The organism is Mesorhizobium sp. 2RAF21 (assembly GCF_052115345.1).
GTDB lineage: Bacteria > Pseudomonadota > Alphaproteobacteria > Rhizobiales > Rhizobiaceae > Mesorhizobium > Mesorhizobium terrae.
Window position 1 is genome coordinate 354,637 of the sequence record NZ_JBFRGM010000002.1, and the last position, 21,548, is coordinate 376,184.

The 21,548-nt window shown below is 60.2% G+C and carries 21 protein-coding genes; 16 read left to right on the top strand and 5 right to left on the bottom strand.

The features are described from left to right. Positions 1-15 precede the first annotated feature (15 nt). On the bottom strand, positions 16-498 hold the full coding sequence (locus AB4136_RS04460; protein ID WP_245317478.1) for a helix-turn-helix domain-containing protein: 483 nt from the start codon (positions 496-498) through the stop codon (positions 16-18). Positions 499-622: 124 nt separating this feature from the next. On the opposite strand from AB4136_RS04460, the gene AB4136_RS04465 reads away from it, so the two are divergent. Then, the gene (locus AB4136_RS04465; RefSeq protein ID WP_065997551.1) at positions 623-859 is read left to right on the top strand and encodes a helix-turn-helix domain-containing protein; all 237 of its coding nucleotides are present in this window, start codon (positions 623-625) and stop codon (positions 857-859) included. A 22-nt stretch (positions 860-881) separates the two neighbouring features. Here AB4136_RS04465 and AB4136_RS04470 read toward each other — a convergent pair whose 3' ends face one another. Continuing rightward, on the bottom strand, positions 882-1,388 hold the full coding sequence (locus tag AB4136_RS04470) for a hypothetical protein (protein ID WP_065997552.1): 507 nt from the start codon (positions 1,386-1,388) through the stop codon (positions 882-884). 1,091 nt (positions 1,389-2,479) lie between these two features. Next, the gene (locus tag AB4136_RS04475; protein WP_245317479.1) at positions 2,480-3,373 is read right to left on the bottom strand and encodes a restriction endonuclease; all 894 of its coding nucleotides are present in this window, start codon (positions 3,371-3,373) and stop codon (positions 2,480-2,482) included. A gap of 68 nt (positions 3,374-3,441) precedes the next feature. Between AB4136_RS04475 and AB4136_RS04480 the strand changes: the two genes are divergently transcribed. The 6 genes from AB4136_RS04480 (at position 3,442) to AB4136_RS04505 (ending at position 12,218) form a co-directional block, all read left to right on the top strand. After that, positions 3,442-4,392: a Hachiman antiphage defense system protein HamA gene (locus AB4136_RS04480; protein ID WP_441930351.1), complete on the top strand. Its 951-nt coding sequence runs from the start codon at positions 3,442-3,444 to the stop codon at positions 4,390-4,392. Beyond that, on the top strand, positions 4,376-7,894 hold the full coding sequence (locus tag AB4136_RS04485; RefSeq protein WP_065997554.1) for a DEAD/DEAH box helicase: 3,519 nt from the start codon (positions 4,376-4,378) through the stop codon (positions 7,892-7,894). The genes AB4136_RS04480 and AB4136_RS04485 overlap by 17 nt, the downstream gene beginning before the upstream one ends. Before the next feature lie 496 nt (positions 7,895-8,390). Beyond that, positions 8,391-9,356: an ABC transporter substrate-binding protein gene (locus tag AB4136_RS04490; protein ID WP_065997556.1), complete on the top strand. Its 966-nt coding sequence runs from the start codon at positions 8,391-8,393 to the stop codon at positions 9,354-9,356. A gap of 19 nt (positions 9,357-9,375) precedes the next feature. Further along, positions 9,376-10,380 carry a FecCD family ABC transporter permease gene (locus AB4136_RS04495; RefSeq protein ID WP_065997559.1) on the top strand — a complete coding sequence of 335 codons (1,005 nt, stop codon included), beginning with the start codon at positions 9,376-9,378 and terminating at the stop codon, positions 10,378-10,380. Continuing rightward, on the top strand, positions 10,377-11,411 hold the full coding sequence (locus tag AB4136_RS04500) for a FecCD family ABC transporter permease (protein WP_065997561.1): 1,035 nt from the start codon (positions 10,377-10,379) through the stop codon (positions 11,409-11,411). The genes AB4136_RS04495 and AB4136_RS04500 overlap by 4 nt, the downstream gene beginning before the upstream one ends. A 9-nt stretch (positions 11,412-11,420) precedes the next feature. Next, a complete protein-coding gene (locus AB4136_RS04505; RefSeq protein ID WP_065997563.1) occupies positions 11,421-12,218 on the top strand; it encodes an ABC transporter ATP-binding protein in 798 nt (265 codons plus the stop codon). Here AB4136_RS04505 and AB4136_RS04510 read toward each other — a convergent pair. Continuing rightward, the gene (locus AB4136_RS04510; protein ID WP_065997565.1) at positions 12,202-12,891 is read right to left on the bottom strand and encodes a class I SAM-dependent methyltransferase; all 690 of its coding nucleotides are present in this window, start codon (positions 12,889-12,891) and stop codon (positions 12,202-12,204) included. The two genes, AB4136_RS04505 and AB4136_RS04510, sit on opposite strands and share 17 nt — an antisense overlap. Positions 12,892-13,289: 398 nt before the next feature. On the opposite strand from AB4136_RS04510, the gene AB4136_RS04515 reads away from it, so the two are divergent. The 9 genes from AB4136_RS04515 to AB4136_RS04555 all read left to right on the top strand — a co-directional run bounded on the left by AB4136_RS04515 (position 13,290) and on the right by AB4136_RS04555 (position 19,637). Beyond that, positions 13,290-14,339: a methyltransferase gene (locus tag AB4136_RS04515; RefSeq protein WP_167523844.1), complete on the top strand. Its 1,050-nt coding sequence runs from the start codon at positions 13,290-13,292 to the stop codon at positions 14,337-14,339. Positions 14,340-14,705: 366 nt separating this feature from the next. Continuing rightward, a complete protein-coding gene (locus AB4136_RS04520) occupies positions 14,706-15,431 on the top strand; it encodes a GntR family transcriptional regulator (RefSeq protein ID WP_083237692.1) in 726 nt (241 codons plus the stop codon). 85 nt (positions 15,432-15,516) lie between these two features. Continuing rightward, positions 15,517-16,053: a flavin reductase family protein gene (locus AB4136_RS04525; protein ID WP_065997570.1), complete on the top strand. Its 537-nt coding sequence runs from the start codon at positions 15,517-15,519 to the stop codon at positions 16,051-16,053. A gap of 31 nt (positions 16,054-16,084) precedes the next feature. After that, positions 16,085-16,552, top strand: a complete 468-nt coding sequence (locus tag AB4136_RS04530) for a 4-hydroxyphenylacetate 3-hydroxylase N-terminal domain-containing protein (protein WP_065997572.1) — start codon at positions 16,085-16,087, stop codon at positions 16,550-16,552. A 324-nt stretch (positions 16,553-16,876) separates the two neighbouring features. Further along, a complete protein-coding gene (locus AB4136_RS04535; RefSeq protein ID WP_137901763.1) occupies positions 16,877-17,455 on the top strand; it encodes a transglutaminase-like cysteine peptidase in 579 nt (192 codons plus the stop codon). A gap of 620 nt (positions 17,456-18,075) precedes the next feature. Continuing rightward, positions 18,076-18,522: a hypothetical protein gene (locus tag AB4136_RS04540; protein WP_137901762.1), complete on the top strand. Its 447-nt coding sequence runs from the start codon at positions 18,076-18,078 to the stop codon at positions 18,520-18,522. Positions 18,523-18,602: 80 nt separating this feature from the next. Further along, positions 18,603-18,947 carry a hypothetical protein gene (locus AB4136_RS04545; RefSeq protein ID WP_083237693.1) on the top strand — a complete coding sequence of 115 codons (345 nt, stop codon included), beginning with the start codon at positions 18,603-18,605 and terminating at the stop codon, positions 18,945-18,947. A 38-nt stretch (positions 18,948-18,985) separates the two neighbouring features. Further along, positions 18,986-19,315 (top strand): metalloregulator ArsR/SmtB family transcription factor, encoded by a 330-nt coding sequence (locus tag AB4136_RS04550; RefSeq protein ID WP_353844571.1) that lies wholly within the window; start codon positions 18,986-18,988, stop codon positions 19,313-19,315. After that, entirely contained in the window at positions 19,308-19,637 is a 330-nt protein-coding gene (locus AB4136_RS04555; protein WP_137901761.1) for a hypothetical protein, read from the top strand. The genes AB4136_RS04550 and AB4136_RS04555 overlap by 8 nt, the downstream gene beginning before the upstream one ends. A gap of 226 nt (positions 19,638-19,863) precedes the next feature. On the opposite strand, the gene AB4136_RS04560 is transcribed toward AB4136_RS04555, so the two are convergent. After that, positions 19,864-21,501 carry an ABC transporter substrate-binding protein gene (locus AB4136_RS04560; RefSeq protein ID WP_065997755.1) on the bottom strand — a complete coding sequence of 546 codons (1,638 nt, stop codon included), beginning with the start codon at positions 21,499-21,501 and terminating at the stop codon, positions 19,864-19,866. Positions 21,502-21,548 lie beyond the last annotated feature (47 nt).

The following is a 21,548-nucleotide window of genomic DNA, read 5'->3' on the forward strand; positions in this document are numbered from 1 at the left end:
CCAAGGGTGGGTGCGCTAGCTTTCCCGCAGCCCCGCAGCGATCTCTTCGCCCAACGCGGCAATCAATGACGACACGCGGCCGCGCACGCGCGGCGGCAGTTGCATGAGCCCCTCGATCAGGCGCCGCCCCTCCGCGCTGGCGATGAACTCCAGCCGCTCGTCGACCGGCAGAGGCGCAGCCGCGGCAGTGGCCTCGCCATTGCCAGGCAGGCCCTGGAAGAAGCGGCCGGCGGGAACATCCAGCGACCTGCCGATCTCGTAGAGCATGGAAGCGCTGACCCGGTTGCGCGCATTCTCGTATTTCTGAAGCTGCTGGAAGCTGATGCCGATGGAGCGGGCGAGCTGCGCCTGCGAGATATCCGACTGAACGCGGACCGTCGCGATCTGCCTGCCGACATGCTGGTCGGCAGGATGCGGCCCGCTTCCAGCGTTGATCTGCGCTCCAGCCTGGAAACGGCCAAGGCGTTTGGGTTTCGGCAAGGCCCGTCTTTGCTCCAACAGTCCCTCCCCGACCAAGGCCTTAATCGTTAGCCACTCATCCCAAGCGCCAGTTATTACACCTTAAGAGGATGAAAATAACCCTATATGTGGCGAAGACTCTCGGCCTGTCGATTGTGGCGACATGGTCAGTCCACGACAGATTCGAGCCGCGCGGGCTTTGCTTGGTTGGTCGCAGCAGGAGCTCGCAGACAAGGCGATCGTTTCGGTCAACGCCCTCGCCCGGCTGGAGAACGGCAAGGTCGATTCACGCATCAGCACCTTGCAATCGATCGAGTCGGCTCTGATGAAAGCCGGCGTCGAATTCCTGTCCGTCGGTCAAAAAGGCGAAGGTGTCCGGCTCCTGGACCCGAGGGCCTGACCCTCCTGCCAAGCGGGCCATGTCATGCCGAACTGCCTATTCCTGCCTGCCGCGCCGCTCCGTCCGAAAACTGCGGCTCACCCAGCCGGCCGATGCGAATGAGGTCTTCAAGGGCCGATCGTAACTGCGGCCAGGGAAACTCGGCATCGCCCCCACAGGGCTCTCCTTCGCTAAGCACCGCATCCAGTTTGGCCGCGACACCGGCAAGCGACGCAGCCGGCGTCTCGGACAACGCTCCGAGCAGGTCCATCGCATGCTCACCAGCCTCGCTCTCGGCCCGTAACGCTGCCGCGTAGTCACTATCGTCCCCTGCCCCGGAATTCCGATCAGCCTCGAGGCGCTGCTGATGCCGGCAGAGCCGACCAGCCTCCGTGTGAGCCGCGCGCCATTTCCTCCACACGACAGCAGCGGGATCGGACGATTGCTCAACCGCCAAATTGTTGCACAAGAGCGCCGTAGCCGCCCATCCCGCGCTTGCCTTCCTGCGGGTGACGAGAGACAAAGTCGTGGTATTGTCGGAATCGGCCATGATCCGAGCTCCAGACGGCTTGGGGTGGTTAGGCTGAGCGGCGTGATGCAAGCACGTCGTTCGGCTGTAACTGCGAACCATAAATTACGTACATACCGTACATTACGGACAAACTGTTGTCAAACGTGCCAAATTCAAGTGAGTCCAAAACGGAGCGTTTTGAGCTGCGGTTGTCGACCGAACTGCTCGTGCGCATAGACGAGTGGCGTCGGATGCAACCTGATCTTCCCAGTAGATCGGAAGCATTCCGTCGATTGGTCGAAGCAGGTCTTATGACGGATGATCGGAAGTGAACCTAGGATAGTTATCTGAATTGGGCCGTCCCCCTATGAGGCCCGCGTTGCAGAAATGCGGATGGACTCGGCATGTAGATCGCTTCGCGTGTCCCACGAGGTACGCGGGCAATGGCTAGTCCATACTGATCAGCCCATAAATCAGCATTTGTATTCGCCAGAGCAGTAGAGACGAGTGCCGCCGGAAGGGCGGCAATAGAGAATGCAGCGCATAAAGCGTAGAAGTCCCGACATCCGCGGCTGCAATTCAGCTGGCGGGGCTTCGAAGCAAATTCGCGTCCGCGAGATCGGTTCAACAAGGCGGTCTAAGGAGCGTCAGTACGCGACTACGAAGCCGGGACGCGGGGCTGTCCGCCTCCGACGAGCGGTCATTATCGCCTTCCAATTCCTCTCATTCGCTCAGAAAACTTCCCGAACTCAAGCTCGCGATCTTGTCCATCTTGCCAGACCACCCGTCTCAAGTGTGCATAGGAATCCGCGCAACGACCGAGCTGTTGTCCGCAACGGGGCCGCCAGCGGACCGTCGGGTATTGGCCGACGTTGGCGACAAGCTGCCGTTCTGCAGCCAACTTTATTGGCGGAAATTGCCGGCTATCGCTCGCTAAGGGGAGTAGGAACGTTGACCTGCGTTACATCATCTCCCGTCTTCGGTATTCCCCGCGCCGCCCAAATGAACCACATGATAGGTCGGTGAAAGCGTGGCCGTCAGTGTTTCTGCGGGCATCGTGCGGCAACGTGATCAGATGCTCTTCCCATTCCGACTACATGTTTTCTGCGATCGCCATACGGGCTCCGTCCCTATCGCAGCAACGTGTCGATCAGATCGCTGACTCGTCGAAATATGGTGCCGTTTGAGGCCGCTTGTCTGGCTTTCTCGGCGATCACGCGGTCCAGTGGAATCGCATGTTGCAGCGCTTCATAAATGTCGCGGCCATCCATACAGACGATCTTCTTTCCGCGACCGAAAGCAAAGAGTCCGTTTTCCGTAAATCCGCTGTAGCTGATCATAAGGCCTCGACCCCAGGCCGCCTTCTCCTCAACCTTTCCGTGAAACGCTCGCAGTGCGGCAGCATCGGCACACTCGTTCTGCCATTTAGCCTCGAGGAGATAGGTTGACCCTTCAAGCTGGAAACTACCGTCGATCTGTTCGCCCCGGATGCGGAACGGATCCCTGGCCTCCATGCCGTAGGTGTTGAAGAGATCGCGCAGGAACGTTTCGAATGCATATCCCCTTCGCTGGACGTCAGTCATAGCCATGAGCGCCGTAAACCTGGATATCAGACCTGAAATAATCTCAGAAGGAACCGCCACAGCCGCAGAAAACTTCGACGATGAACTGGGTTTACCGTGTTTCCACGTAGATCCGATCGACTGCATGAGAGCAGCCATTTTGGTATGGACGTCGGAGATCGATTCCTTCACGCCGTCACGCTCCATCGCTGCTATGCGATAGTCCCATAGCGTATTGAGAGCCTGGGCAACCTGAGACCTCGGCGCCGTCTGCAGGAAGCACCGCATCCTCTTTCCTTTGGAGCCGCCCTGGACCGACCACAAGGGATCGTCGATGTCGAGTTCGAGCTCCTCCCGGAAGAATTCCGCAAAAGTTCGGTCCGAGAACTTCAGGACATAGCCTCCTCCCATCCAGAGCAGGTCGTCGAGGAGTTGCATCTGCAGTGATTTGAAGTTTGCCATCCGTGCGTAATACCGCGCCGAGCAAAGTTTAGAATTAATGAGGCCGCTACTTCAAGAGGTTGGCAAGAATGGCTGAAGCGCCGAAATCCAGCAACATCGGAATGAAGCGCGGCCGTGTCATTGCGAACCTGTCCGGCGAGGGGCAAGTCGATTTCATAGCCGAAGGAATACCGATCCGGATCCGCCTTTTGTTGACCTCCACAGCCTCTTCCGAAAATATCTCCGAGAGGGGGATGCAGATGGTGCAATTCAACGATTGGTGCGCTTCAGCCGACGGACAGGTCGGCAATCATTTTCGACGAGTGATGACCGGGCAGGTGCCCCAGCTTGTAACCGGCATTCAGGCAACAGCGGCGGTTGTCCCAAGCCACTACGCTTCCGAAGAGCATGTGGCGCGTGCGCTTCGACGACTTGGGAAGCCTGCAGCGGCCTCGTTGATCGAGGGCAAACTCCCAACGACGAAAGCCATACGTTCGGGCGATCTTGGCGAGATTTATGCCACCGAATGGATCGATGCCCATAGCGGCGGCTATCACGCACCTATCAAGCGGCTGCGCTGGAAGGATCATCGCAACATGGCGATGCGTGGCGAAGATGTGATTGGCATCCTGCAAGATCCGCAAACACAGCTATTGCGCTTCCTGAAAACCGAGGCCAAGAGCCGGGCAACCCTCACCGCCCAGGTCGTGGCTGAAGCTCGAGCCAATTTGGAGAAGGATGGCGGACTACCTTCTGGGCACGCGCTGTCATACATCTCCGCGCGCTTGCTTGAACTCGGCAATCTCCCGTTGGCAGACGCAATTGACGATGCGTTGCTCAAACACGGAATCCCGACGGCGAGCGTGAGGCACCTGCTTTTCACGTTCTCCGGGAATTCTCCGGAAGCGATGCTCACGGCCTCACTTCAAGCTTATCCGGGCGCCGTCAACCAATGGGGAGTCGGCCTTCGCGTCGACGGCCATGCCGCATTCATCGGTGCCGTGTACGATCAGGTGATCGCCAATGCCAACCACGCCTGATGCTATTGTCGCAGACATCAATTTAGCCGCGTCCGCAGGCTTCCGTGGGCGCCTCATCGCGCGCGGACAAGCGCGGGCGATCATTTGGCGCGATGGTGTCTTGCCACCGGACGCGCCTCCCTTCGCACCCCAGCTCAGCCACGACCTCCATTCTTATGGCTACGCGCTCCTTGGGCTCGGGCTTCGCCTCCGTGAACTCGGAGGTGACGCCGCCCAGGCGCGAACCGCTTTCGAGCAGGCCGCCACGGCACTGGAAGCGGTCATCGCCAAGGGCAACCGTGATGAAGTCGATCGCGACTTCCACTTCGTAATGGCAGCAGCGAGTTATCACCTGGCTCACCTCTCCGCTCGCGCCTACTCGCTGCTTGCGATTGTCGAAGCTGATGAAAACTTCTCGCCGATCGAGCGGGTGCTCGCACAGTTAATGCGGCGGAATTTCGCGGCTCTCAATGCCAGCATCCTCGACTACCGGGTTTCCGGCCAAGGAAGCGATGCCCGGATCGCTGCAGCAATCCAGGCCAACCTCGATGAGATCGAAGCAGCGGCCGATCCAAATGACGAAGGCAATGACTTCGTCTTTGCCGGGCTGGACACGGCGCTTACCGATGCCTTTCTGGCGTCGATGTCCCTGTTCGTTCTGGCCCTAGAACGGGGTGAGCGGGGCCTTGTCGATCAGGCATTGGAGCGACTTCAAGTGAGTCTCTCCATCTGCAGCGAGCTGAATTTGCTGCCGCAATGGTGGGCACATCGCATTGCGATCCACCTTCTTTCGGATCTTTGGTCGAGCACCTTCCATGAGAAGGTCCCACTCCAGTCCGCCGGCGGCGAGGCGGCCGATTGGCCCCGGCTTCGCGAACTGTTCATTGCGCTGTTGCAAAGGCGTCCAAAAGCGGAGGTCGATCTTTGGCCGTCGCAGGTCGAGGCCGCAGCCCGCGCCGTCGATCAATCCGACGATCTAGTGGTCTCGCTGCCGACAAGCGCAGGCAAGACCCGCGTTGCGGAATTGTGCATCCTGCGCTGCCTGGCCGGCGGCCGGCGCGTCGTGTTCGTCACGCCGCTCCGCGCCCTCTCCGCCCAGACGGAAACCACGCTGCAGCGGACCTTCGGCCCGCTCGGGAAGACGATCTCGGCGCTGTACGGCAGCATTGGTGTCAGTGGCTTCGACGAAGACGCAATCCGAGAGCGAGACATAGTGGTGGCGACGCCGGAGAAACTCGACTTCGCTCTGCGCAACGATCCGTCCCTTCTCGACGACGTCGGGCTGCTCGTTTTCGACGAAGGCCACATGATCGGCCTGAATGAGCGCGAGGTGCGCTACGAAGTACAGATCCAACGGCTGCTTCGCCGCCCCGATGCGCACGAGCGGCGGATTGTATGCCTCTCGGCGATCCTACCTGACGGTGATCAGCTCGACGATTTCGCGGCATGGCTGCGCCGCGATCATCCCGGCGGATTGATCAAGAATGACTGGCGTCCGACACGGTTGCGGTTTGGGGAGGTTGTGTGGACATCGCCCACTGCGCGGTTAAACCTTCGCGTTGGCGACGAACGCCCCTGGGTACAGCGCTTCCTCACTGGCGAAGCGCCGCCGAACTGGATTCCGCCGAAGCGTCGCCGAACACGCCTCTTTCCCGACAACCAACGCGAACTCTGCCTGGCGACGGCGTGGCGGCTGAACGAGGACGGGCAGACGGTCTTGATCTTTTGTCCCGAGCGGCGAAGCGTTGAGCCGTTCGCCGACGTGATCGTTGATCTTCATGAACGCGGGGCGTTGCGCTCGCTGCTCGAAGCCGATCCTGCCGTTCTCAACACCGCAATCGCACTGGGCGAGGAATGGTTAGGGCCGAACAGCGCGATCCTCAAATGCCTTCGCCTTGGCGTTGCACTGCATCACGGCGCGTTGCCGACCGCGTACCGCAAGGAGGTGGAACGTCTGCTACGCGATAATGTGCTCAAGGTAACGATCTCCTCGCCGACCCTGGCGCAGGGTCTGAACCTCTCGGCCACGGCCGTCGTGATGCACTCCCTCCATCGCAATGGCCAGAAGATTGAAATCTCTGAATTCAAGAATGTCATCGGCCGGGCGGGCCGTGCCTATGTCGATGTCGAAGGTATTGTGCTTTTTCCGATGTTTGACGACATCGCGAAGAAGCGGCGCAACTGGGAAGAGCTCATCAATGATCTCGGCGCACGGAACATGGAAAGCGGGCTGGCGCTTCTGGTTTGGACGCTTTTGTCCCGCATGCACGCTCGGATCGGAGGCGATCTCAATCAACTCATCGACTACGTCGTCAACAACGCCGCGGCCTGGACTTTCCCTGAGGTTGCGAACGAGGAGCCTGAAGATCGCGAGCGCGCTCTTGCCGATTGGGAGAGGCATGTGGCAACGCTCGACACTGCTATCCTCAGCTTAATCGGCGAAAATGACATCCCTGACGAGGGGATTGAGGCCGCGCTGGACGACATCCTTCAGTCTTCCCTCTGGCAACGGCGCCTACTCCGTCAGAACGAGCAGGTGAGACAGGCCCTCACGGCGGGACTTGTATCCCGCAGCCGGCTTATCTGGGGCCAGTCAACGGCAGCGCGTCGGCGGGGGTATTTTCTGGCTGGAGTCGGGCTCACGACTGGACATGCGCTCGACGCGATCGCCGCAGAGGCAAACCTTCTCCTGATTCAGGCAAACGGGGCTATTTCTGAGGGTAACGCCGAGCCTGCGATCGTCGCAATCACGGCGCTGGCTGAGCGGGTCTTCACCTTCTACCCTTTCACGCCGGACCCCATGCCCGCAAATTGGCGAGACATCTTGCGCGCATGGCTCCTTGGTCAACCGCTTGCCGGCATCGCTGCCGGTCAAGAATCGGAGACGCTGCAGTTCATCGAGGGAGGTCTGGTTTATCGCCTTCCCTGGGCCATGGAGGCGATCCGCGTCCGCGCATCCGCAAATGCCGACACAGTCGGTGTTTTCGATCTTCCCCTCGAGGACCATGAGCTTGGTCTCGCCGTTCCGGCCGTCGAAACCGGCACGCTAAACCGTTCCGCGTCGATCCTCATTCAAGCTGGCTTCAATTCCAGGCTCGCCGCAATCAAGGCTGTCACCGACACAGGCGCTGCTTTCCAGACTGGGCAGGAGCTTCGACTGTGGCTCAATTCGGAAGCCGTAACGGCGCGGAGCGCGCAGCCGGATTGGCCGACCGCGGAGACCAAAGCCATGTGGACGGATTTCGTGCAGAGCTTCACGCCTCCCGAGAATCGTACCTGGGCAGATCGTCGATACTGGGCAAACGTCACATGGCTCGTTGCGCCGCCGCCTTCGGGCACATTGGTGCAGGTTCATCATTGGGGTGGTCAGCCGCGAGTGCTCGCTGCGGACGGCGCACTGCTAGGCACTGTGCAAGCCGCGCTCAACCCGGGAAGGATTGGGCTGTTGCGCGCCCAGGTGGCTCAGGACGTAGGAAGGATCGACATCACCTATCTGGGGCCGGCGGACTTATCCGGCGCATGAAGCGCTACCATTTTTCCGTCGACTGTTCGCAGTGCAAAAGAGGACAAAGATCTTGGAGCGCAGAAGGCGCTCTGCGGGCGGTTTAACAGCCCAACCTGCCGCCACTGGCACCCCACGATACTAAGAGGTAAATCTTCCGGTCGTTTTCGGAGCGCTCGCGGTTCTTTACGCGTGGCGTTAAGGCCATGGCCGCTTTTGGGAATTTGCCAAGCTGCTCCGAATGGCTGGAATGAGGGCGCAAAGCAGACGCGCCTTTGTGTACGCTGCTCTACGCTATAGCCCCCTTTCCCTTGAGACGCCTTTACTTCACCGAACGTGATCGCAAATCAGACTCGCCAGATTGGAGATGGAGGATGCCAGTTCGGTGGAAAGTGAGTTTGCAGCGCGCCCCAGCGGACGCGCGTCCTCGATTTAACGACGAAGACACCAAAAGTGGATTGCGATACTCCTCTTTAATGACTAAAGCGATGCCAGTATTCATGCGGAGGGCATTGCGATGGCGAACGCACCAAGGATGGCACCTCTTTTCGGCCTGCTGGCCGTGGTACTGGCTGGCCCCGCCGGTGCGCAGGACGCCAAGACCCTGACCGTAACCGACGATCGCGGAGTCACTGTGCAGGTTCCGGCTCAGCCGAAGCGCATCGCCTCCATTTCCTATTTCGCGGATGACGTAGCGCTCGCTCTCGGCATCAAGCCTGTGGCGAGCACCTATATGACGGCCGGACGTGAGCCCGATTTCCTGCTCGGCCTGACCAAGGACATGAAGCAGATCGGCCAACGCGCCAAACCGAACCTCGAACTCCTCTCGGAGGCAAAGCCCGATCTGATCGTTGCCATCCGCCGCTACACCGTCGGCAATGCACCCCAGCTCGGAAAGATCGCGCCGTACGTTGCCTATAATATGGAGCTCTTGGACGGCAGCGACCGCGAGATCGCCGAACTGTCGAAAATCCTCGGCAATCCTGAGCGCGGCATTCAGTTGAACAAGGAATTTCGCGCTCACCTGGCGGACTTCACCGCCAAAGCGCCGAAGGACACGCATCCGCGCTTCGCGATCATGTGGGGCGGCCAGACACCCTTCGCCTTCCACACCGAAAATACCGCTGCATCCATCGTCGCAGCGATCGGCGGCGACAACATTGCCGGGAAGATGACGCCCGGCCGCGAGTTCGGCATCGATCTGAGCCTCGAGACCATGCTCGAAAAGGACCCGCAAGTCCTCTTCATCTACGATTCCGGTCCCGACCGGCCACACGAGAACAATCCGATCTGGCAGGAGCTCTCCGCGGTCAAGAACAAGCGGGTCTTCTACGTCGGCGATCAATGGGTGGAGACGAACGGTCCGATCGCTCGTGAGATCGTGCTGCGCGAAGCTGCCCACTATCTCTATCCAGATGTGTTCCCGGCGGTCGACGTGAAGGCGGAAGCCGCCAGGATCATCCCGGCCGAGGCTCAGAAGTAACGCGCCGAACCCAACGACGATGGACGCACGGAAATCCTCCATAGCCATCGGCTTCATCGTCGTCGTGACCCTGTCGATCATCCTTCTCGGCCTGATGCCTGGCGCTAGGATGTTGTCGTTCGACGATGTCGTGCGCGTACTCTGGGCACCCGATGGCAAGATCGAATCCATCCTCGTTTGGACCTTGAGGCTGCCCCGAAGCCTCGCCGCCGCGGTTGCAGGTGCGGGTCTGGCCGTCTCGGGCTATCTCCTACAGGCGCTGACCCGCAATCCGCTCGCCGATCCTGGAATCACGGGCGTAACCGCGGGAGCCATCGCCCCGATCGTGGCGTGCTTTGTTTTCCTGCCCTGGTTTTCGTCCGCCTGGTACCCCTTCGTTGGCCTGGTTGGCGGCCTTACCGCCGCGGCGGTAACCTTCTGGGTGGCGCGCGGCGGCAACGGACGCCCGCTGCATCTTGCACTCGGCGGCATCAGCGTTTCGCTGTTCCTCGGTGCCATCACGATCTACGTCCTGCTGCTGGCTGGGCCGCAATCCACAGCCCTTCTGTTCTGGTTGTCGGGCGGCTTTCAAGGGCGGACCTGGGCACATCTCCTCCATATGGTGCCATGGGTGACGCTTGGCGTGGCAGGCGCTCTGTCGCTGCACAGGGTGATCGCCATGTTTGCGCTGAGCGACCATGCCGCCGCGGGCATGGGGCTCCAGCTCAACATTTGGAAACCCGTGCTGCTCATCCTCGCGATCCTGCCTGTGGCCGGCGTTGCCCCGATCGCAGGTCCTGTTGCCTTTGTCGGCCTTGCGGCCCCGCACATGACCCGGCTGCTCGCCCCAAAAGGAACGGCTTGGGAAATCGCGCTCGCGGCAGCCATCGGAGCGCTGGTCGTCACCTGCGCCGACCTGGTCGGCCGCACCGTCGTCATTCCAAAGGAACTGCCCGTCGGCATCATAACGGCACTGCTGGGCGGACCGATCTTCATCTACCTCATCCAGCGCGGCCGGCTCGACTTCAAGGCGCAGCACCCATGACGGGCGTCTCCAGGCTGCCGACCAGATCAAATCTCTGGCTGCTACCGGCCGCCGTCGCATCGGTTCTGTTGTCGCTGGTGGCCGCGGTGTTGCTCGGCGTAGTAGACATTCCCGCCGCGGACGTCATCTCGGTGCTGACGGGCAGCGGTTCGTCGGAGGCACATTCCATCATCTTTGAAATCAGGCTGCCGCGCATCTTCACGGGCATGCTTGCCGGAATCCAGCTGGCGGTTGCCGGCCTGATCCTGCAGACGATCACGCGCAACCCGCTCGCGGACCCTTCGCTGATCGGGGTTTCGCAGGGTGCAACGCTGACGGTGACCCTGTTCCTGCTTTTCACCGTCTATATCTTCAGTCCGGGCTCGAACACTGTGGCCGAACTACCCGTAGCTTGGCTGCCGCTGGCCGGAATGGTGGGCGGCATGGTGGCCGGAGGCATCATCTACCTGCTTGCCTTCCGGCTCGAACTCAGCCCACTACGGATCACGCTGTGCGGCATCGCCATCGGCGCGGTGCTTCACGCCATCGCCATCGGATTGATAGCAGGTTGGGGATCGGCGCGCATCGAGATCATCCTCGAATGGATCTCGGGCAGCCTCTATGCACGCACGTGGGATCATGCGCTTTTCCTGCTGCCTTTCACAGTCGCAGGCCTGGCTGTCCTGCCCTTGATCTATCGCCCGCTGGTGCTGCTGCAATTCGATGCTCCTGTCGCCCGCTCGTTCGGCCTTGCATATCGCCGGCAGTTTTCCGTTCTGCTCCTAGTGTCATGCGCGCTTGCGGCAAGCGCCGTCGGCGTCGTCGGGCCCATCGTCTTCGTGGGGCTGGTCGTGCCGCATCTGGCGCGGTTCCTGGCCGGACGGCATTTCCCGCTGGTTCTTCCCATGACGGTCGCTCTTGGCGCCGTTGTCGTCACGCTGGGCGACCTCGTCGGCCGCCTGCTTGGTGGTGCCGAGGAAGTGCCGATCGGCGTCGTCACGGCACTGGTCGGCGTGCCGGTGCTGCTCGCCCTGCTCCGCAAAGCTCCGTGAGAAAAGCGCATGCCTTTGACCTGCTCGCAATTGTCGGTTCGGTATGGCCAGCGCCAGGCGCTGAGCAGTTTCGAGCTGTCCTTGCAGAAAGGCGAAATCCGGGCGCTGATCGGCCCGAACGGTTCAGGCAAAAGCACGGCCCTGCAAGCGCTTGCCGGCCTCATAACGCCTGCCGACGGACACGCGGCGATCAAGGGTATGCCGGTGGCGTCGATGTCGCGTCGTGCCATAGCCAGGAAGCTCGCCTTCTTGCCGCAGCAACCTTCCGCTCCCGGCGAGATGACGATCGCGCAACTCGTGCGGCAGGGCCGCTTTTCCCATGTTGGGCTCTTCCGGTCCTACGTGCGTCGTGATGAGGAGGCCATCGAATGGGCTCTGGAAAGCACCGGCCTGACCAGTCTGGCGGACCGAACGCTCCAGGAGCTCTCCGGCGGCGAAAGGCAGCGCGCCTGGATATCCGCAGCCCTCGCGCAGGAGGCAGGCATTCTGCTGCTCGACGAACCGACGTCGTTCCTGGATATCGGATATCAGGTGGAGGTCCTGGATCTTGTTCACCGCCTCAGCCGGGAGAAGGGTGTGACGGTCGTCATGGCGATCCACGACATCAACCAGGCGATTGCCGTCAGCGACCGCATCTCCCTGCTCGAGAAAGGAGAACTACGCTTCGACGGCAAGCCAAGGGCGCTGGCCGAGAGCGGCCTGATCGAAAAGACATTCAGGGTGAAAGGGCAGTTCGTCGAGGTCGGCCCCGACAAGCCGCCGCATTTCGACGTCGAACTTGCCCGAGCGCTCAGCCCAGGCGTTTGACGAGACGAAAGATAATCTTTGTCTGGGTGTAGTAGTCGAGGGCGTCGGCGAAATCCGGCGTCCAGCCATCCTCGACGAAGGGGATGAACCCATCATATTCCAGCTTCCGGCCGGAAACCTCGAAACCCGCCTTGGCGAACGTTCGGCCGTAGTCGGAAATCGACCGATCCTGCACGACGGTATTCGTCCGCTTTGCCACCAGTTCGCGCCATTTCGGCCAGAGCGGATTGTCGGTGTGGCAGCCGGTGACAGCGTAGTAGACGCCGCCGGGCTTCAGGGCTTTGAAGATATCCGCGGCATGGGTGTCGATATCCTCGACGAGGTAGATAACCTCGTGGCTTATCGCGAGATCGAATTCCTCGACCCAGCCCTCGACCGTTCCCCCGACGGCGTACTGGATAGGAAGATTCCCTTTGAGGGCCTCGGCCCTGGCTATCGACTGTTCCGCGATGTCGACACCAAGCGCCTTGCGGAACGGCCTGATGGCATGGAGATGGCGCAGCAGACCGCCCTGATTGCAGCCGAAATCGAGGACGCTCTTTTCTGACAGATCGCGTTCGACCATCACGTCGATGAGATGGCGCCAGATCGGCGCATGGCCGTCCGACATGCGGTTTTCCGCGTCGGGGTCAACGTACCAGGTGGTTATGGTTTTCTGGACGCTATCACCCATCTCCGGTCACTCCGATGCGATTCACCAAGTCCATTCTCTTAGGGTGGCCGGAACGATGTGGATAGGTGAAATCAAAGCGATGCCGCCAGCGGAAGCTCCCTTCGGCACTCTGACTTCGAATGTCGTCGTCTGACGCTGCCTCTAGCTCCTTACCGGGAAGGTTCCGTCCGGCAGAGGCCTCGCTGGCGGACATCCGACGCAGGACTGCTCGCTGTTCTGGAGCCAGAAGCGGAACGGCGGCAAAGAGCCTGGAAGCGGACTGGCTTGCCGGCTGCCCGCTGACATATTCGCCAGGTCTGGCCCGAGCACGGCAGCGCTCGTCCCCTCTGCGGACTGTTAATCGTGGTCGCCGCTGGCTATTCTCGCCCGAAAGCCTCGCACCGCAAGCGGAGGAAGACATGTCGCGTGGAAAGGTACCACGACAAGACGGCAATACCTCCGCGACCATGACGCTGCTTTATATGGCGGCCGGAGGTTGGATCGGCCAAGCGGTGCATGTCGCGGCCAAGCTTGGTATTGCGGACGTCCTGGAAGGCGGGCCGAAAACCCCATCCGAGATCGCGACGGTCACGGGGGCCCATCCCGAGGCTCTTCATAGGCTGTTGCGGATGCTGGCAGGCCTGGGCGTCTTCGCGGAGGATACAGAGGGCCGTTTCGGCCTCACGCCGCTCGCCGATGGATTGCGCTCAACGGCACCCGTCTCCCTGCGCGCCTTCGCGGTCATGCTCGGCGACGAGATGCTCTGGCGCCCATGGGGAGAGCTTCTCCACGCGGTGCAAACCGGTGAAGCGGCCTTCCCTTATGTTTTTGGCGCAGGACTCTACGACTACTTAAGCACGCACCCTGAAGCCGCCGCGATCTTCGATGCCGCAATCACCGATCGTGCCCGGCAGGAGAACAAGGTAGTCGTCGATGCCTACGATTGGTGGCCGGACACGATCGTCGATGTCGGCGGCGGGCAGGGTTCGCTGCTCACCGCGATCCTGGCTCACGCCCCGAATGCCCGTGGCGTGCTCTTCGAGACGCCTCACGTCGCCGAAAGCGCGAAGACGATGATCGAGCGCGCCGGCCTAGCGACGAGGTGTTCTGTTGTCGGCGGCGACTTCTTCCGGAGCGTGCCTGCGCGGGGCGATCTTTACCTAATGCGGCGCGTCATGCACGGCTGGGGCGATCAAGACGCAATCGCCATCCTGCGAAACTGCAGGAAAGCCATCGGGCAAAATGGCCGGCTTCTGATCATCGAGCATATTCTTGCCCCGGGAAATGCGCCGTCGTGGGGCAAGATGCTGGACGTGCAGCAACTCGTGCTGACCAACGGGGGACGCGAGCGGTCCGAAGAGGAATATGCCAGCCTGCTTACCGCGGCGGGGTTCAAGCTGAGACGCGTGATCCTAACGTCCTCAACGGCAAGCCTCATCGAGGCGTTCCCTGTCGCAGAATCCAGTTGATCCCGTCGCTGCCATTAGTGTCCAAGCTCCACCTCGTGCAGTTGATGAAGTCCTCGTTGGGCCGAACGGCGGTGGCAGCGAGGTGGAACTCGTCGCGCGGCTGTTGGGGCCTCGTCGTCGGAACAGATCCAGCTTGAGGTGCGCAAACAGCGGTTCTACTTTCTTGCGCTACCACTGAGACGGTCGCTCTTTGTTGGATTTAGCGATGTCGCGTAACACCTCGCGTGGCAAGCGAGGAACCTTCCGGGGTCGACTTGTTGAACACGGTCACATGCGGCGCGACGCAATGCTCTCAGCCTGGTCCGCAGTCGAAGCATCCAACTTGCAACTTGAAACGCTGATCAACAACATGTATACATCTTGCCTATGAGTGATCGGCGTCAATCAGAACGCTCTTCCGCCGGGCAACGCGGTGATGCTGCGCAGGACGTGGTCTACCGTTGGCTAAAGCAGCATGTGCTCACCTTGCCCAGCCGCGAGGGCACGTTCCTTACCGAGGCGGAGGTCTGCCGCGAAACGGGAACGTCGCGGACCCCGGTGCGCGAAGCACTCTTGCGGCTTGAGGCCGACGGCCTCGTGCAGATCGTGCCAAAGAAGGGCGCCTACGTGCCGCCGATTGCTGAGGCCGAGATTGAAGCGGTCATGCAGGCTCGCGGCCTGGTGGAAGAGTGGTGCGCGCGGCAGGCGGCAGGCTTTGGCGAGCTGCTGGCCGGAGAGCTCGACAGGCTGATCGCCCAGCAACTCGAAGTGCAGCATGACCCGGTTGCCTTTTTCGGATGCGATCGAGATTTTCATCGCACCATCGTGCGCGCGGCAGGCAATCCGGTACTTGCCAACTTCTACGAGAGCTTGCGGGACCGACAGTTGCGAATGGGCGTGCATGCCATCTCGATGTCTGGCGGACGCGCCGAAAGCGTGCTCGCCGAGCATGCCGCGATCGTCGAGGGCATACGCAGCGGGCAGCCCGAACAAGCCGCCGCCGCCGTTGCCGAACATCTGGCGCAGACCCTCGTCGCCTTGCGGCTGCCGATGGCGGTGGGCTGGGGCGCCGCGTTCGACAGCCGTACGCAGGCCCGCGGCCACAGGCCATAGAAACGAGGCGGCAAGTGCGCGGCGTGGAACGGACTTTGGTGAGTTGATTCGGTGACTTAACAGATCGGTGCGGAAGGTGCCGGACATGATCATCGAACAGGAAGCGGCTTTCGACGGGCGTGCCTTCAGGCAGGCACTGGGGCAGTTTCCGACCGGCGTCTGCGTCGTCACCTGTCTGGCAGACGGCGAGCAACTCGGCATGACGATGAGTTCGTTCAACTCGCTGTCTCTGGATCCGCCCCTCGTCCTGTTCAGCATCGATCGCCGTTCGGCAAGCCTATCGCTATGGGAGATAGCGGCCAGCTACGCGATCAATGTTATTGCCGAAAACCAGAAGGACATCTCCAACCGTTTCGCGCGACCGCTTTCCAACAAATGGGAGGGCGTGCGGTTCGAGCACGGCCGCTCGGGCGCCCCGGTGCTGCCCGGCGCGGCGGCATTGTTTGACTGCGAGCCATGGGCCAGGCACGCCGCTGGCGACCATGTCCTGTTCATTGCCAGGGTGACGCATTTCCGTCGCTTCGCCGACCGGCAGCCGTTGGTTTTCAGCAAGGGGCGCTACGCATCGCTGCAGCCAACCGAGTTCACGGCGCCGCTTTGGCCACTGGACATTCACTACTGATTATTGAGCACCACCTATCGCGGAGGGTAAGATGATCAAGACCGGGGCACAGCATATCGAGATGCTGAGAGACGGCAGGCAGGTCTACATCAACGGCCAACCGGCCGGCGACGTCAGCGTGCACCCCGCCTTTCGGCGCACGATCCAGTCGATCGGCGCGCTCTATGATTTCCAGGCACGATCTGACAACCGGGACCTGATGACATTCGAGATACCCGAAAAGGCCATTTATCGAACCCGCTTCGAAGCGACGCAACAAGCCAATCGCTCAAACGCCTCCGCCATCAGAAGGGCCACTGGCGCGGATGGCCGCAACACACGAGATCCGAGACCAAGCGGACCGCCCCGTCCTATCGTAGCGAGGTACAAGAAGGGGGCGTCACGCCTCTGGCACGGCTTCTCGGCAATGACCGAAGAGACCACGCCGATCACGATGTCGCCGCACGTGCCATGCGTCTTGAGAGCGCCGCCTGATTATTCGAACAGAGCGGACAGGTAATTAGATTTACAATTTGATATTTCAAATTTTATGCTTATTGACCACGAATTTTACTAAGATAATACTTGGCCATTTTCCCTCAAATAAACGCGCTTCTGGCACAGTCCTCCGTGCGGTGAAGGCGCGGCAACAAAGTGACGCTGGGCAGCATCGCTCGCATTAACTCTTGATGTGGCGGTACCGGTGATGTTGCGCTCGCTTGCTATTCTGGCCGCCTCGTTTCTCGTCGGCTTTGTATCGCTGACATATGCCGGTTCTCTCGAACGAACGGCAGCCACCGAGGCGCGGTACCCCTCGCTCAGGCCATCGGCGACCCTCCTGAGGATGGCGCCAACGAACAGACCAGTCGTTGACGCCAGCTTTGCCCCTGTCGGAGGGGCTACCAGCATTCCCTATGGCTGGGTCGATTTCTGCGGCCGCCGGCCGGAAGAATGCAAGGTGCCAGCCCTGCCGGCCGTGGCCCTCAAGCTGACCGCGCAGAACCTGCGCACCCTTGAGCGGATAAACCGCAAGGCCAACAACTACATCGTGCCCATCAGCAATTTCGAGCATTGGGGCACGATGATGGACCATTGGGATTATCCGGTGGACGGCAAGGGCGACTGCAAGATCTATGCGCTCTACAAGCGCAAGCTTCTCATGGAAGCAGGTTTCCCCCGGCAGGCGCTGCTGATGACGATCGTGCGCGACCTGAACAACGAGGGCCACACGATCCTGACGGTCAAGACCGACAAGGGCGACCTCATCCTCGACAATCTGGTCAATGCGATCAGGCCCTGGAACGCGACCGGTTACTATTTTCTGAAACGCCAGTCGCAGCAGGACCCGAACACTTGGCTGTCGATCAGCCGACGCGGAGGTGTACCAACAACCTCCGTGGACATCGCCGGGCTGATAAACTGAGCCCCTTCGTCTGCCTCACGAAGTTTGAACGATCCTCTTCATTCTCAATTGGGTCCATTAGTCGGCTAGATTTTATGGTTGGCGCACGTCGTGGCACGGAGCCAACGCCGCGAGCGTTGCCAGGCACGTGCAAAGGCCTTGAACGTTTGGCGGCGGCATTAGCCTACTGTAACGTCTATTCCCCTCTTTGGCCGGCGGTAACAGCCTCATCCGTCATTTTTGTGCTTTCAGGACCAAGGCTGCCGCGGCTAACGCCGCCAATCCCGCGGCGCAGACACCCGGAATTACGCCACGAAATAGCGCCGAGCTCTGCTCGGTCACCAACTCGGTTTGCCAAGAGGCCGATTTTGCTTCGTTCATCTGGCGCGAGAAATTCCCACGAACGCCCGAATTGACTACGCCTCAAACCATGAGGCTACAATTTTAAGGAAGCACGTCACGGGATAGAAATCCAAAATATTGGCTCGCGCCGTCATCAAATCTCAGCGCGAAGTTCCATGAGCACCTCGCCCGCTTGATTAAGCCACTACCATTGTGCCCGATTCCCCAAAACGGTTCACGGGCGAATCCTCTACAAACGTGGCATCTTCCGCTCCACGAAGCGCTCCCAGCAGCCAGGGGTGCTGATTGAATTTTGCACGATCGGCTCGTCGCATAAAATCCAGTTTGATGAGCGACCAGGAACTGAATTTGGCGCCAGCATAGCCCCTTCACTCGTCAATATGTGCCAGCGCACGCCAAAAGGACGTCGCGGCGTTGCGCAATATGGACGATCTCGACGCCGGGCTGCCAGTGATGCGCGCGGCGGACTTAACAAGGTCGGGGAACTCGGACTCCAAAAATCGCCCCTGAACGATGTCATTGACCAATTGACACCGGGAGGCTGCCCCACGCTGACGGATGTCGAAGACCCCTTCCTGGGCCTCCTCGACCAGCTCGTCGAGACGCTCAAGATCTCCATCGCAGCGCTTGAGAATCTCTTCCTGGACGCGTTGCGTGTAGCCGGAGATCTCGTTGTACGCATCAAACTCTGGCTGCGGACGGCGACCCCACCACGTGGTATCTAGCGTGCCAGCAAACTAACATCTGGACATTCTATTAGCCTAGGTGCTAATTGTTGATGTCCATTTTTGAAGGAGGCTGTGGTATGACCGAGCATGAGCATCGCGCTAGGCTGCGGGAAAATCCCGATGCGCCTGTAATCAACATAGTCACTTACGTTCCGCGCAAAGGCAAAGAAGCTGAGCTTCTGGAGTTGGTGAAGCGACATGAAAGCGCTCTCCGTAAGTCGGGCTTAGTTACTTCGGAACCATTCAAGGTGTGGAAGGCGTATGACATACGCAAGGAGCGAGAGCAGTACATCGAGTATTTCGTCTGGATTAACGGCGGTGCTAGCGATGTCGCTCATCAAACCCCGGAAGTTATGTCTGTGTGGGAACCGATGGGGCCAGTTCTAGAGGATATGACGATTTGTGAGGTTGAGCTGCTTTGACATTTGATGCAGCGGCAAGGCTAGCGGCTCTCGATGTCGTGGTCACGGCACTTGCGCATCCTGCACGTCGGCAAATTCTGATGACCATACATTTTCGCGATCAAGCAACGGCTGGCGAGATTGCCGGCCGCTTCGCACACACCTGGCCCACCACTACAAGACACCTTCGCGTGCTAGAGGACGCTGGCCTGATTCAGCATAACCGCAGCGGCAGAACGCGAGTGTATTCTGTTAATAGGGAACGACTTGCAATGGTTAGCGAGTGGCTCTCGTGGTTTAACCTCCCCAAAGTGGCCTCTACCTATACGTCTGAATCCCAAGATGAGGCTGAATTGAAATATGAACTGACGAAATCTGGAAATGCTTGACGCCATTGAATCCGGCGTGGACGATCTGAACAACGAGGCCCTGAAAGAGCGCATAGCGGCCCTCAAGGCAATTCGCGATCAGGCGAAGGCCGACGCCGAGCGCGCCCAGGCCGCGCTTGATAGTATCGGTAATCAGGCTGTCAGCCTCGATATGGTCGAAACCTTCGCCCGTGCGGCGCGCCAGCCGTATGCGGTTGGAAAACGGCGGCTACCGCCGCGATCACCTACACGCACTGGCTCAGCGTGCCGAAGTTGCCGACGACGAGGTGCGTATCATGGGATCGAAGTCGGAACTGCTGCGAACTCTTGTTGCCGCTTCTAGCGTACAATCGGCGGTTTTCGGCGTTTATACTTCTACAGTGAAATGGCGCACCACGAGAGATTCGAATAGTGCGACTATTCACACCGGAGATGTCCGGTTTTGGGAAACAATTTGGACCGTACAAATGACCGAAATGAGAACGCAACACTGCCAGTGCATTGTGCGCGTTCCGAGATTTGAAACGCATTAGGCCCTGTTGGGTTCGCACTTCGCCCCCGCCAAGCCCTCACCCCTCCACCCATACCTTCTCGAAGTGTTGTTCCAACGCCTGGTGCTGCTCGCAATTGTGCACGCCGTTGCGGAAGCTGCGATAGACAGAGCGCCAGTAGGGCTGGATGATGATGCCGGCATCGCGCAAGTTTTGTTCGATCTTGCCCATGATCCCCTGCCGCTCCTTGGCGTCCGGCATGGCCAGTGCCTTGTCGAGCAGTTCGTCGAACGCCTTGTTTGAATAGGCGCTTTCGTTCCAGGCGGCCCCGGTCTTGTAAGCGAGCGCCAGCACCTGAACGCCAAGCGGCCGTCCGAGCCATTCCGTGCAGGAGAACGGATATTTGCTCCAGTCGTTCCAGAAGGTGGCGGCCGGCAGTACAGTGCGTTTCACCTTCAACCCCGCCTCGCGCATCTGGGCTGCAATCGCGTCGCCGGTCGATTTCTGCCACTCGACATCGACCGAGATCAGGTCGAACTCATGGTCGGTCTTGCTGGCCTCCTTGAGCAGCGTCTGGGATTCGGCCACCTTGCGCTCGGCCGGACCGACATCGGCATACTCAGGATGGATCGGCGCGACATGGTGGTTCTCGCCCGGTTTGCCGCGGTCGTCGAGCGCGATCTTCAGAACAGCGCCATTGTCGACGGCAAGCTGCGCCGCGCGCCTTACCTTGACGTCGTCATAGGGTGCGTTGTTGACGTTGAAACGCGCCACGATGGTCGAGCCGGTGGCGATTTCCGACTGGCCGAGCCTGATCGCCTCGGTCTGAGAGAGAATGTCAGCAGAGGTCTCGTGGTTGGTGTCAATCTCGCCGGATTCGAAGGCCGACAGCATCGCGTTCGGGTCCGAGCCGTAGTCCACCCATTTGATGCCGTCGAGATAGACCTCGCCCTTCCACCATTTATCCTTGCGCTTGACCTCGGCGCCGGTTTCAGCGTCCCAGTTCATCAGTTCGAACGGACCCGTTGTGATGGCCAACGCCTTTTTCGGATCACCATCCCCCTGATAGGAGCGATGCATGATCAACGCCGGATAATCGGCCATGCTGGCGATCAGCGAAATGTCCGGTTTCGGCAAGTTGAGGCGAATGGTGTGGTCGTCCACCCGCTCTATTCCGCCAGCAACCGCTTTCTTGGAATTGGCATCAACCAGCGCGCCCATGCGCGTGGCTAGCGAATTGCCGGCGACATCGGCCTCGCACCAGCGGTTCAGATTGTGAATGACGTCGTCAGCATTGAAAGCATCGCCGTTCGACCATGAGATGCCCTTGCGCACCTTCAGCGTCAGCGTCTTGGCATCGTTGCTCATCTCCCAGGCTTCCAATAGCCAGGGCTCGAAGCTGAAGTCGCGGTTCCAGCGTACGAGATATTCGTTACAATGGCGCGCAACGTTCGACATTTCGACACCGTCGAAGGTACGCGGGTCCTTGAACCCCTTGACGTTCATGGCAACTCTGAGCACGCCGCCCTTTTTTGGTTCTTCGGCGCGGGCAGGTGTCGGTGCGATACCGCCTATTGCAAAGGCGCCGGCCGCACTCACGCCAAGTGCAGCCATAGTGGCGAGATATTCGCGCCGATTCATCAGGCCTGTCTTGAAGTCACGCGCTGTCGGTTTTGCGAGTGGGTGCAGCGGCCTTTCGGTCAACATTAGCTTGATCATGGCTTTCCCCTGCCTGACCCCGGCTTGTTGATGGCTTTGGTGGC